The following is a 13,808-nucleotide window of genomic DNA, read 5'->3' as shown; positions in this document are numbered from 1 at the left end:
ATTATCAAATTTTTACTCTTTTTTTCGGGCTTAGGAACATTTGGTCAGACTCTGATATTTTAAAAGTCTTATAAAAATCGTCAGAGTTTTGTACCTGGATGTTTGTTCTCAATATAGCAGGAGCATGAACATCAGAAGCTAATAGTAATTTTTGGAGTTCAGGTCTTTGTTTAGATCTTCAGGTGATAGCATAGTTTATGTAAAAATGTTTTGGGTTGTAATCTTTTTCGCTTTTTGCTGCTTCAAGGGCACATGATAACCCACCTGCATCTGCGATGTTTTCGGATACTGTTAGTCTTCCGTCACATTTACCAACTTCTGTTTTTTTATTATCAAATAATTTAACCATTTTTTCAGCTCTTTTGTTAAATTCTTTTTTATCATCTTCGGTTCACCAATTTACCATATTACCTACTTCATCAAAGTTAGCCCCATTATTATCAAAGGCATGTGATATTTCATGAGCAATAACTGCCCCTATACCACCGTAGTTTGAAGAAGAGGATTGTTTTGAACTATAAAATGGAGATTGTAAAATGCCTGCTGGGAAAACTATTTTATTACTCGAAGGGTTATAATAAGCATTAATTATAGCCGGAGACATTGACCAAAGATTAATATCTTTCTTTTTACCATATTCAGCAAATTTCGCTTTTTGAACAGCCATTGTGAAATTAAGGGCATTTGTTATTAGATCATCATAGCCATTATACTTTTGAACAATAAATTCCTTATAAAAATCTTCAATAATTTCTGGGTAGCCTACATAAACGCCGATTTTAGAAAGTTTTAATATAGCTTTGTCTTTTGTTTGTTTTGATAGTCAGGTGTTTTCTTTTAAGCGGTCCTCGTATATTTTGACCATTTTATGAATCATTTGCTCGACATTCTTTTTGTTTTGGGGACCAAAATATGTTTCACCGTAATATTTACCAAAAGGCATAGAAAAAACATTATCAACAACAAATTTTACGGCTATTTTTTTCTTGCTAAAAGGTTTTCTTTGACCACTTAAAGCTCTTGAAAATTCCCCAGAAATTACTAAGCTTTCGTAATCTAATAAGCGAGATAATTCAATTAATGATGAAATATATAGAAAAGCTTTATAAAGTTCAAAATTTTCTTTTGTTAATAATTTCGAATAATTGTCAACTAAATCTTTCGAAACGCAAATAACTTCACTAATGCTATCATTGATTAATGAATTTAAAATATTAGATAAATTTATTTCTTTTATTTTTTTATTGAAATCATCAACTTTTCTAGGGTGATAAATGTTAGTTATAATTGCTCATTCTTGCGCTGAAAGAATATATTTTGATGCCTCGTTATCTCATAGGAGAGCTTTGTTAACTAAATCATTTGCTCATTTTTCATCATTATTTACTTTTAACAGCATTTTTTTAACCATATTAACTCAAATTCTATAAAATGAGTTCTTTTTTTCTTCATCACTATAATAACTTTTTTCTGGAAGGATAACAGAAGGGGTCGAAACAAAAAGGGTTTGTTTTTCATTGTTTTTAAAATCTGTGTGTATAAAAAAAGGAATAGGAACTTCAAAATTTCTTAAGCATAAGCTAGTATAGTTATTTTCAATATCATTTCATGATTGATATGACTCTATTTCTTTTAGTATTGGAATAATAGGCTTTATTGAGTGTTTTTTTCTATCGTTTCAATTATTAACTAAATTATAAAATTTAACCATTTCTAGAAGAATTTTATTTTCAGTTATTTCGGATGAGTCGATTGATCATTTTGTTATAAGTTTAGTTTTTAATCTTGTTAAACTTTCATCTAATCTTTCAAACGTGCCGACTGAGGTTTTGTTATCAGCAATTTTATGCTTATTTAATCATTCTCCATTAATTGCCTCAAAAAAATTTTCTTTAATTTTAGCTTTATTCATAATTTACCTTTCAAATTTAATGTTATTTTTTTCTTTCGCTTGAGTAAAACATTTTAATTTTTTTGTTAAATAAAACTTTTTTATAGTTTTTGAAATCTAAATTCTCAAAAACAATTGAGATTTTTAAATGCTCTGCCTTTTTGAGTATAAGACCAATATATAACATTGTTTCTGGGTTATTAAGCATTTTAGTAAGCGACTTATCAAATCATATAATTCCCACTCATTTACCAATTAGTGAAATAATATCATTATTGATTTCGGTTAATTTTATTCCTATAGCCGCCTTTGGATAGTTTTCTTTAATTTGTTCTATTTTTTTCTTAACTCTTAACATACTTTTTTTTGAATTAAGTGAAACTAATTGAACAAAGGAACGATCAATTTTAATAGAATTTTCAATACTTTTATTATCAATATAATTAAAAATAAAATCTTGTATATTTAAAACTTTTCCATGAATATCTTGTGATTTGATGTTTTCATATATTTGCATAAAAAAATTTTTATAAATGTCTAAGGAAGCTATGATATTTTCATCTTTTATATTTAAAATTTCAAATTTTCTTTTAACTAATAATAAATTGAGTTTAGTATTTTCATCGCCAAAATTATTTATAGACACAGCTTTAAAATCAATATTATTGCTTTGTTTTATTTCGTCAAGTGTATATTCATATTTTTCTTTAAAAATTTTAAAATCTTTGTTATCTTCTATGTTATTCGGAATTCAATAATCAACCATAGGTGTAAGTGTTTTGACAAAGTCAAAGACCGTTTCATAATACAATTGATTTTTGTTGGTTAAAAGCTCATTGTTAAATGAAAAAAAGGTAGAGTAAAGATTTTTGTAAAGAGTAGCAGTGTTTGCAAAGATTTTAGTTGCATAGTAAGAATGGCCACTTTGAAATCTATCAGAGGGAAAGACGAAAAAGATCTTATTTCAATCAAGAAAAACTTTGACGCCTTTTATTTGATTATAAACGCAACTATCTTGGAAAAGTTTTATAAAGTTATTAATACTATTAATATTTTTTATGTTTAAAATAAAACCACATGCTATATATTTGCTGTTTGGCGAAAAAAGGTAAGAAATGTTGGTGTTTAAAGCCTCGAAAACTTCATTTTTAATAGTATCATTTCTGTTTCAATTAACTGTCATAAAAGCTTTTTGATCATTTATGAAATTTATTTCAAAACTAACCTTTGTTTTGAATGTTGAATGCTTGTTATGTGTTGTTTCAAAACTAATAATCGTATTTTCTTTATTTTTTAAAGCACTTAAAAAAAGAAGTTTATATTTTTTTTCTAAAATCTCACATAAGTCATCTAATTTTCTTCATTTATTATTTAGAAGGTTTAATTTTTTTATAAATGTGGGTTCATTTGAAATGTTGGGAATACCATTCAGATGTTTAATTCTATTTTGTTTCAAATCAATTTCTAAACAGAGGAAACCACTTTCGTTTTTAATATTATTTTGTGTTCTTATTAAAAATAAAATAAATCAAAAAGAAAAAATGAATATTATGGAAGAGAATGCAATAATTCAGATTAGCAAATTAAATTAACTCCTTAGTCATTAAGGTCACCATCTCATTTTTTAATTGAGTGATGCGATTTTTCAAATTGTTTTGTGGTTTTTTGTTGTGGAAAGGTTACAGTAATTATTGAGTCAACCATATCAATAATTTCACCGCGTCCATAGATTTTATGCATTATATAATCTCCGACAACTAAATGGCTATTGTTTTGGTGATTTTCTTCAGCAATAGAAAAATCATTTGCAAGTGTTACAGAACCATTTTGTTCTTTTATACCTGCCTCTCCTAAAAATCTGCTACGTTTAGTAAAACCAGATCTATTAATTGCAAATGAAAGGAAAAGCTTTTTCTTAGCTCTTGTAATTGCAACATATGCAAGCCGTCTTTCTTCTTCAAGACCTTCAATATTTTCTTCATGTGTATTTGAATTAGTTAAAAATGTAAAATCTTTACTTGGTGAAATAGAAATTGCTCTTTTTAGAGGGAATAAACCTTCAGCAAGCCCACAAATAAAAACATAATCAAATTCTAATCCCTTAGCATTGTGCACTGTCATCAATGAAACAAAACTTGTTGCATCGTTTTCGACGTCTCTATCTGTTATTAGTGTAATTTCTTGTAGATATTCATCTATAGTACCGTGAGAATTGTTTTTTTCTCATAACTCAATAGCGTTTATTAAACTTTGAAAATTTTCTTGTTTTGATTCATAATCTTCTTCGGAAATTTTAAATGTATCAAAATAGTTTATTTTTTTATACATAAACTCTTTGAGCGTGCTGCTTATTGAATTAGTTTTTAAGGCTGCTCTCGCTCACCGAATATCATTAATTAGTGAAGCTAATTTTTGAAGTGTAGTTGTTGAAATACTTAAAGTTTCTTGCAGTTCATCAATATGCGCTTCAATTGCATTGAATAATGTTGTACCCTTATTTCTTGCAAATTCAATTAACTTATCAACGGTTACCTCCCCAATTTTTCTTGAAGGTTTATTTATGATACGTAGAAGCATAATTTCACTACCATCATGAATAACTCTTAAGTATGCTAAAGCATCTTTAATTTCTTCACGTTGATAAAATTTGATTGAGCCAAAAAGCTTGTATATTGTACTTTCTCTAATCAAAGCTTCTTCAATTGCTCTTGAGTAGCTATTGGTTCTAAATAAAATAGCAATATTTTTTAATTGCACTCTCGAACGTTTTAATTCTGAAATTTTTCGCGCTATTCACCGGGCTTCAGCTTCTTCGCTATGACCACAGTAAAATTCAACATCTTCTCCTTCTTCATTTTCTGTGTATAAGTTTTTTTCTAGTCTTAATTTATTTTTAATGATTAATTTATTTGCGTAATAAAGAATTTTTTTAGTTGATCGATAATTTTCTTCAAGTTTAATTGTGATAGCATCTGGATAATCCTTGTGAAAATTAATAATTATATTGATATCAGCATTTCTTCAACTATAGATTGTTTGGTCGGGATCTCCTACAATTGTTAATTTATTTGTTGAACAAAGTTTTTGTAGTATTTTGTATTGAATAATGCTTGTGTCTTGAAATTCATCAATTAATAAATAGTCATATCGTTTAGCCCATTTGTTGGCTATATGCTCATATTTTGGGTCATAAAAAAGTTTGTAAACAAAGACTAGTAAGTCATCAAAATCAAGCGCTTTTGATCGTTGCAATCTTTCTTGATAATGCTTGTAAATCAATTCCTTTGTTTCGATAGCTTTTCTTTCTTGTAGAGATAAAGATGTGTCAATATTTTCGTTTTCAATATTTAAAAATTCAAATAATGAATTCTTTTTGTTTTGAATGAATGAAATGATTGAACTATAACTGAATTCATTATTAGATATTTCTAATTCATTATAGACTGATTTAAGGATTGCTTTTTGGTCTATTTCGTCAATAATTTGGAAATCGTTCTCATAACCTAGCAAATGAATTTCATATCTTAATATTTTTGCACAAATAGCATGGAAAGTACTTATGACAGGAAGTTGTTCAGGATTATTCACCATTGTGATAACGCGCTGTTTCATTTCATTAGCTGCTTTGTTTGAAAAAGTTAGAGCTAAAACGCGTGAAGGTTTTATTCCCAATTCATCAATTAAATATGATATTTTATATGTTAAAACTCTTGTTTTTCCTGAACCTGCACCAGCAATTATACGAAGTGGTCCGTCATTGTATTCTACTGCTTCTCGTTGTTGTTTATTTAGTTTTTCTAGTTCTATCATCTTCACCCCTTATAATTAAATATACTTTATAATTATAACCTAATTAAACCTATTAATATTTAGTAATAAAAAATAGCCTTAATTTTTGGCTATTTTGTGATATTGATTTTAGGAAGTTCACGTTTTTTTGGTTTAATTTTAAACGTTAAATTTTCATCTTCAATAATATCTTCATATCTATTTTTTCAAACGGTTTTTGTTCGCGATAATTTATCATTTCAACTTAGTCTTGTTGATGAAATACCAGAAATAATTAGCAGTATTTGAAGATTTATAGAAATCGTAGCTAGTGCTGTTGGTAATATAACAACAAGCTTTTCAACATTATTTAATTTTCCACCGCGAGCAGCTTTTAAAAATGCATCAGTAGACATTAACATGAAACTCATAAAAACAAAAATTCATAAGAATGCAAATAGTCTTTGCCGATCAAAAATAAATTTGGAAGTTCTTCTTTTTTCTTCATCGGAAAGAATTTTGATTTTACATATTAACATTCCAATTGTTTGGCCTTTTAGTATTGTTGGAATAACAATGTATTCAAATATACATAAAAAAATCATCAATAATAGCCAAAGGCGAAAGTATATTTCTTTTAGTGTGGTACTTTGTGTGCGAAATTCAGCTTTTTTGTAATTGAATATTATAAAAGAAGTCGCTACAATTAAAACTATGAAAATAAGAAGATCAATTAATGTAGCTAATAATCTTATTCAAAAATTAGCCTTAACATTTTGCTTTATGGTCATATAAATTTTTTAATAATGTGGTCTCATTTTTTACTAAAACCAGACGTTAAATCATAAAGTTTTTGAATATTAAATTCTTTAAAAAAGTGATTTATTTGGAGTTGCTCTACTCAAAAAGGTCTTAGTATTGAAATTTCTTGAATAAGAGAGTTTTTAATGCTAATTAGTGTTTTTTCATCTAATGGATTCTTATTATGTTTTAATGAGCCGACAATTGCAGCAATATAATAGCAATAATTTAGACATTTAGCCAATTCGAGAGCATTTTTAGTTTCAATATCTATTGTATTGAAGGAATTGAATATATTATTTCAATTGCGAGTCAAGGATTTAGGGTTAAAAATTAATGGATTATCATTATTATTAATGATTCATGTGTCTTCGAAAAAAGCATATGTTTTTGAATAAAGAAGGCTTTGAAAAACAGGATTGGGTGAATATTCTAGATTGAGATCCTTTGTTTTAGGTAAGAAAAAAACTTTCTTTAAAATATTTGTCTTAACAATTGAATTGAACATAAAAGGGCTAGTTAATATAAAAGGTAGTTTATTGGTTTCTAAATTGACTAAACCTAACATTGATAAGTGGGCTGACTTGAATAATAATTTGTTTATTACTTGGTTATATCCGGGAACTTGTATGAAATCTGCTTTTTTGGGCGAAGATTTAATAAAATTATCAAATCTTTGAATAAACTCATTTTTTAAATTGGCATATGAGTAAAGAATGAACGTATAAGGGGTTTCAATAAGATCTAAAGCTTGTTTTATTACAACATCGAAATGTTGATGGCCCGAATTAAAGATAATTTTTAATCTTTCGCCTAGCTTTGATTGTAGTTTATCAATTTCTATATAATCCTTTTCTTTCGGTCTATCAAAGGTCAAAATGATATTAAAATTTTGTGATTTTTGTTTATAGATATTGTAAAAAATTTTATTTAGAGGTATTTTTACGTTGTAAATAGGAATAATTATAGTTAGATTTTTTTTCATTAATATCCTTGTTACATTTTAATTTGTCCAGCAACTCTTGGGAAGGGGATGACATCCTTAATGTTAGCAATACCTGTCACATACATCACTAGTCTTTCAAAACCAATCCCAAAACCACTTGATGGTGCATATCCAAATCTACGCAAGTCTATGTATCATTGCAAGGGTTCTTGTGAAATTTTTAAGTCATGCATTCTTTGAACAAGTTTGCTATATCTTGATTCTCTTTGACTACCACCAATTAATTCCCCTATCCCTGGAACTAATAAATCAAAAGCTGCAACAGTTTTGTTGTCATCATTTTGGTACATATAAAAAGCTTTAATATCTTTTGGATAATTTGTAACAGCGACTGGCCCATTTACAATTTTTTCAGAAAGGAATTTTTCATGTTCTGAAGCTAGATCCATACCAAAAAAAATGTTTTTTTCTTCAAATTGGTCGCTAAAAGGTTTAAGTTTTTCAACCACATCTTTATAATCAATAACTGTTAGTTTGTTATCAAGAAATCTGTTTAATGTTTCCAGTAGATCAGGATTGTAAGATTGCAATACCTTCATTTCATCTAAATGTTTGCTTATAGTGTTTTTAATGACAGTTTTTAATAAATCATCTGCAAGGTTAATAATATCCTTTAATTCATAAAAAGCAACCTCAGGTTCAATCATTCAAAACTCAGCTAAATGGCGTGATGTGTGCGAATTTTCGGCTCGAAATGTAGGCCCAAAGGTATAAACCTTCTTAAAACTAGCTGCATATGCTTCAGCATGAAGCTGTCCTGTAACTCCTAGGAATGCTTTTTGCTTGAAAAAGTACTCTTTTGTTTCATCATCAACCAACAAAGTTTCGCCGGCTCCTTCACCATCATTTGAAGTGATAATTGGTGATGCCATGTAAAGAAATTCATGTTCTTGAAAATATTTGTGAATTTCAAAAGAAAGAGTATTTCTTATTAACATTATACTTTTGAATAAGCTTGTTCTATTTCTTAAGTGAGGAATTTCTCTTAAAAAATCAAGTGAAGTTTCTTTTTTTTGTATAGGAAAATCGTTGTCAACTTGATTGATAACAATTAATGTTTCTAAAATAAGTTCAAGCGGTTGTTGGGCATCTGGTGTGAGGTGAATAATTCCTCTAGCAATTAATGAGGTTCCTAGCGAAATTTGCGCGACATTGAGTTTTTGAATCATTTCTCCTTTAACTACTATTTGTAATGTTGCAACAGTACTCCCATCATTAACAGTTAAGAATCTAATTTTTTCATTTCCTCTATTAGAAACTAATCAACCTTTAACCTCAAACTTTTCATTTTCTCTTATTGTTTCAATGTTTTGTAATAACTTTTTAATTGTCATAACATTGCTCCTAACCAATTCTTTTAATCTAATTTATAATTTATAATTATACTTAAATTTTGTTACTATTTAATTTTTGATAACATTATTAAATGTTTAAATGTTTTTATTCTTAAATTTAAAAGAAAAAATAGGATTAACCTATTTATGATTTTGTTGCTTCGAAATAGTAGGCTGCAATCTTTGTTCGCAGGTTGTTTTCGATAATTGGATATGTGAATAAATGGTAATTCTCATTTGTCGAGGGTTGCTTGAAAATAGATTTGGCAATTTCATCATTTCCAAAATACCATTCATCTAAAAATTTATATGTTAAAAGATCTGTTGGTGTATATGAAATATATTCAAAGTTTATTAGTTCACCTAAGTCGCTTTTAGTAAAAACTTCTTCAAAACTATCTGAAAAAATATCTGTTCCCTTATCAGAATTATTTCTTATAATTCGTAAAAATTCAATATTATCCTCAGTAATTTCACTTTTAAAACTTCTTAAGAATTTTTTTCAATTTTCCAGATTGTTTCAATCAATGCTTTTTAATTTTTGTGATTTTGAAAGAAGTTTGATAATTTCTTGTCTGCTATCACTGTTGAAAATTAACGTTAAAGTATCGATGGAACTATTTAGGTCTTCATTGGTCAGGAATTTTTTTAATGTTTCAAAGAAACGCTTTTCTAGTAATTTCAATCTTTTTTCAATGCTCTCGGCCGATCTGATAATAACGTTGTTGTTATTATATATCAAAGAGCTAATGCTATCTAAAAATTTGGAAGTGTCTTCATCACTTAGTTTATGGGATATAATTCAACCATCGACAAGGTAATAATTGTTTTTAGGCCGCACAAATCTAATTGTTCCTTCTTCAACTGAAGCAAAATTATCTTCTGAATAATAAGCGTCTAAGGCATCGCCATTATAAATAACTGATGAATCTGAGCGCCCTTGTTTTGGTTCAATAAGGTAGTTAAGCAATTCTAATCCATCGCCACTTAGGTGATTATATGCTGTGTTTTTAATATCATAACCAGAAGAATTTTTGACAAATGCTACGAAAGAATCAATTGCTAGCTTGTAATTATTCTCGTTAAAGTCAAAGAGTTTTCCCTCTCCATTGAAGGTAAATAATTGTTTTCAATTTTTATTATCTCGCGATTTATAATTAATGGCCCCAATCATTAAGTTATCAACAAACGCATTAGTTCAACCAATGTGTTGATATTTATTTTCTTTTAGGGTATCAAAAATTTGATTTCAATCGAGTTGCATTGATTTGTTTTCTAATTCTTGAATTGAGGAATTGTTTAGTGTTAAATTAGGTCTACTATTTTTATTAACATTATATGCAACTCCTTTGTCTTGCGCATAATACGGTATAAAGAAGTCATAAAAATGTTCTCATTGGGCGCTAGTATTACTTTTTCAAAGTTTTTTATTTTTGTCTAAAATAAAACCTTTTGAATCTAATTCGTGTTTAGGTAGGTTTACTAGCTTATTGTATATTAGATTATCAAAGTTTTCAAGGTGTTTTCTAACATTTTCTGTGTAAAAAAACTTTCTAACATTTCAGTCATTGGCATCACTTTTTCCGTATAATCTAGCAAAATCAACTTTTCTGACCTTTTTTTCTATAATGAGTTGTGCTGTTTGAAAATCACTTCCAACACCAGCGATCGCTTTGTCTTGGGTTAATGCTTGGGTAAATTCGTTGATTTCCTTGAATTCTTTATAGTTGTAGTCTTTTTTTAGTTTTTCTTTTATAGAAGGCGCTAAATAAGATTCGTAATTATAAATACTTGGTCGGTACTTATTTGAAAGTTTAATTGAGATTGCAAAAATAAAAATTATGGTTATAACAAAAAAGGAAAGTATAAATATTAAGACCTTAAAAATTCTTTTGTTCAATTTATAAGACCTCCTTATAAAAATCCTTTTGTGCTTGTTTTTTACTTAAAACTAGGGATTTTTTAGCTAATTTATTTTGTGTTCCTTTAAAAATAATATATAGTGTATTTATAAATATTACTATTAAAAGCGATATTGCACCAATAGCCAGCGATCATGCCTGAAATTGACCTTCATACAATTGTGTTCCTAACGTTTCCGTATTAGAAACAATTCTTGTAATAATAAAATCATCAAATGACAAAGTCATAGTCATAACAAATGTAAAAATTATAGATCCTAGCATATAAATAAAATATGTTTTAAATCATGTTCTAAATTTTGAATATCCTAAATCCTGACTTGCTTCAAAAATATTTTTGGAAAATTTATCGCTTTTAGGTAGCATTATTAAAATTCCGTATGGAAGACACATAACAGTATGTCCAATAATAGATCTAAAAAAACCTTCACTCGTTGCTTTTAGGGTTCCAAAAAATAAGAAGTTTAGAACAATAGCAAGTGTCAATCCTGTAATAACATCAGGATTTATCATAGGCACATTTGAGGTTGCTTGCACAAAAGATCTTGCCCCTTTATTCTTGTGTCTTCATAGAGCAAAAACAGTTAGTAAGGAGATACTAATAACAAGGACAGAAGTTGCGATCCCAAGAAGAAATGAGTTAACAAATGCTAGACTATGTGATTTAGAAAACAGTTCCTTGTATGCATCAAAAGAAGTTCTATTTCAAGTTGTTACTGAAAAAATTCCTTTATCTGAAGGGGAATTAAAACTGTAAATCGTTCCAAAAATTATTGGTATATAAAGAAAAGCAAGAATCACAAAAACATATGAATATTTTAAAAAGTTTTTAAATTTAGTCATAATTTCCTCCTTGTCTTTTTTTTCTAATTAAGAATGGTATTCCATAAATGATTGCATATATTGATAATAGAACTGCAAGAGTGATAATAACTAATGTTGAAGAATTTGCTAAATCAAACGGGTTGGCTGTGTTGGCAAACTGGTTTATTAGGTTACCAATTAGTTGTTTTTGACTGCCATTTGGTAAGAGTTTGTCTGAAATAATAATAGAGGTTGCAGATATCATTAAAACAATTCCGAAACCACTTAATATTGCTTTGGATGTGTAAGGAATTATAACTTTAAAAACTGTTTTAAATTTTGAATACCCTAAATCCTCCGAGGCTTCCAAAATGTTATTTGGCATATCTTTAATAACCTGGTACAATGGTAGAACCATGAATGGTAGATAAAGATAAACCATACCAAAAACAATAAAGAAATTGTTATTTAACTGATTTTCATCGAAAATTGCCGAGAATAAACCTCTAACTGCTAAAGCTTTTGATATTGTAAAAATAGCTAAGGGGCTAAGAATTAGAGTTAAACCCAATATTTTAATAATCTTATATTTAGATCTTGAAACAATATATGCATACGGGAAACCGATTATTAGCGATACAGTTGCAGCAAATAATCCAGTCAGCAGAGACCTTCCTATTATTACTCATGTTGAAGGTTTTAGAGCAATTTCTCAATTTTCTAGTTTTGTTTGTCCTTCTAACGGTTTAAATGCATAAATGCATACAAACACCATAGGTAGGATAATAAATAAAACCGCAAAAACAACATATGGAACTATAAATGTAAATTGCAATTTTGACATCGGTGAAGAAAGTTTTTTGATTTTTTTTACATTTCTTGTACTAGACTTCATTTGTTTGACCTAATTCATTTTCTAATAATTCAAGTTTTTTATCTTTCTTCATTAGGTGGATAGCATCAATATCCCAATCTAAAAATACCTCTTTGCCGACAGCGTATTTTGAAGAAGTTTCTACATAAATAATTTTATCCTTACATTGGACCTCATAATTATAGTAGCTGCCTCCATAGGTTGATTTTATAATTTCTCCCGTTAGCTTAGCTTTTGATTTTACTCTTGTTATAATAATATCTTCTGGTCTTATAAGGGCATCCAAACTTTCCCCGGGCTCAAATTCGTCATGAATAGTGTCAAAAGTCCTTGACATAAATTTTACCTTGTTTGCTTTTATGAAAGTAGCGTTAAAAAAGTTTGAATCTCCAATAAAGTTTGCTACTCATTTATTAACTGGAAAATCATAAAGTTCCTTCGGAGTAGTAAATTGTTCTACTTTTCCATCACGAATAACAGCAATTCTATCGCTCAGTTGCAGTGCTTCATTTCGGTCATGAGTTACAAAAATAAAAGTAAGTTTCAGCTTTTGTTGAATGTCCCTTAAAAGAGTTTGCATTTTTTCTCTTATTTTAGCATCAAGAGCACTTAATGGTTCGTCTAATAAGAGAATTTCGGGTTCAATAACTAGTGATCTTGCGAGTGCTACTCTTTGTTTCATACCACCTGATAAAAAGTTAACGTTTTTCTTTTCGTTGCCGCTTAAGCCAACGAGATCCATAATTTGTTTAACTTCTTTATCCATTTCTTCATTAGTAATTTTTCTAGTTAGGTATCTTTTTTCAAATGCCTCAGTTTTTAAGTCAACATAGTTTTCTCAATATGAATATTTAAAATCCATATCATCAATTCATTGCTGGTATTTTTGTTTCTTTCTTTTTGAAAGCGATGAATTATTATTTAATTCTCTTTCATATAATTCGAATTCTTTGTCGAGATTTTTCATTTTTTGATCGGCAAATTTTCTTCATTTTCTTCTTTGCAGTGTTAATTTATTATGAAATGATTTTGGAAGATTTTCTTTGTTAATTCTTTTAAGTCTTAGACCATATTTAATATTGTTTTCAACATTTAAGTGTGGAAATAGGGCATAGTCTTGGAATATAGTAGAAACATCCCTTTTATGTGGGGAAAGATCCTTAATATCTTTGCCATGAAGTTTAACTTCTCCACGAGTAACCCATTCAAAACCACCAATAATTCTTAAAATAGTAGTTTTGCCAGATCCAGAAGGTCCTAAAAGAGTAATAAATTCACCTTTTTCGATACTAAGATTGACATTGTCTAAAACTAGTTTGTCTTCAAACTCTTTGACAACATCAACAAGTTCAATGATTGCTGAGTTTGTCTTTTTAACTTTCTTTTTTTCCATAATTGTTCCTTTCAC

The 13,808-nt window shown here is 28.2% G+C and carries 10 protein-coding genes; all 10 read right to left on the bottom strand.

Going from position 1 to position 13,808, the window contains the following annotated elements:
* Position 1: 1 nt before the first annotated feature.
* Positions 2-1,912 carry a M13 family metallopeptidase gene (locus ACWXVJ_RS00140; RefSeq protein ID WP_455965930.1) on the bottom strand — a complete coding sequence of 637 codons (1,911 nt, stop codon included), beginning with the start codon at positions 1,910-1,912 and terminating at the stop codon, positions 2-4.
* A gap of 22 nt (positions 1,913-1,934) precedes the next feature.
* A complete protein-coding gene (locus ACWXVJ_RS00135; RefSeq protein ID WP_455965928.1) occupies positions 1,935-3,473 on the bottom strand; it encodes an MHO_4530 family protein in 1,539 nt (512 codons plus the stop codon).
* Positions 3,474-3,487: 14 nt separating this feature from the next.
* Positions 3,488-5,701: an ATP-dependent helicase gene (locus ACWXVJ_RS00130; protein ID WP_455965926.1), complete on the bottom strand. Its 2,214-nt coding sequence runs from the start codon at positions 5,699-5,701 to the stop codon at positions 3,488-3,490.
* A gap of 89 nt (positions 5,702-5,790) precedes the next feature.
* Positions 5,791-6,450: an RDD family protein gene (locus ACWXVJ_RS00125; protein WP_438340490.1), complete on the bottom strand. Its 660-nt coding sequence runs from the start codon at positions 6,448-6,450 to the stop codon at positions 5,791-5,793.
* Positions 6,441-7,445: a hypothetical protein gene (locus tag ACWXVJ_RS00120; protein WP_455965924.1), complete on the bottom strand. Its 1,005-nt coding sequence runs from the start codon at positions 7,443-7,445 to the stop codon at positions 6,441-6,443. The genes ACWXVJ_RS00125 and ACWXVJ_RS00120 overlap by 10 nt, the downstream gene beginning before the upstream one ends.
* A gap of 11 nt (positions 7,446-7,456) precedes the next feature.
* Positions 7,457-8,800 (bottom strand): asparagine--tRNA ligase, encoded by a 1,344-nt coding sequence (asnS, locus tag ACWXVJ_RS00115; RefSeq protein ID WP_438340488.1) that lies wholly within the window; start codon positions 8,798-8,800, stop codon positions 7,457-7,459.
* Between the two features lie 145 nt (positions 8,801-8,945).
* On the bottom strand, positions 8,946-10,700 hold the full coding sequence (locus tag ACWXVJ_RS00110) for a hypothetical protein (protein WP_455965922.1): 1,755 nt from the start codon (positions 10,698-10,700) through the stop codon (positions 8,946-8,948).
* A gap of 1 nt (position 10,701) precedes the next feature.
* Positions 10,702-11,565, bottom strand: coding sequence for an ABC transporter permease subunit (locus tag ACWXVJ_RS00105; RefSeq protein WP_438340486.1), 864 nt, complete (start codon positions 11,563-11,565; stop codon positions 10,702-10,704).
* Entirely contained in the window at positions 11,558-12,421 is an 864-nt protein-coding gene (locus tag ACWXVJ_RS00100; protein ID WP_444704883.1) for an ABC transporter permease, read from the bottom strand. Before ACWXVJ_RS00100 ends, ACWXVJ_RS00105 begins: the two co-directional genes overlap by 8 nt.
* Positions 12,411-13,793 (bottom strand): ABC transporter ATP-binding protein, encoded by a 1,383-nt coding sequence (locus tag ACWXVJ_RS00095; protein ID WP_444704882.1) that lies wholly within the window; start codon positions 13,791-13,793, stop codon positions 12,411-12,413. Before ACWXVJ_RS00095 ends, ACWXVJ_RS00100 begins: the two co-directional genes overlap by 11 nt.
* Positions 13,794-13,808 lie beyond the last annotated feature (15 nt).

It is taken from the genome of Mycoplasma sp. 773 (genome assembly GCF_053851515.1).
The sequence above is the reverse complement of the archived record's forward strand: the minus strand, read 5'-3'. Positions and strand labels throughout refer to the sequence as shown.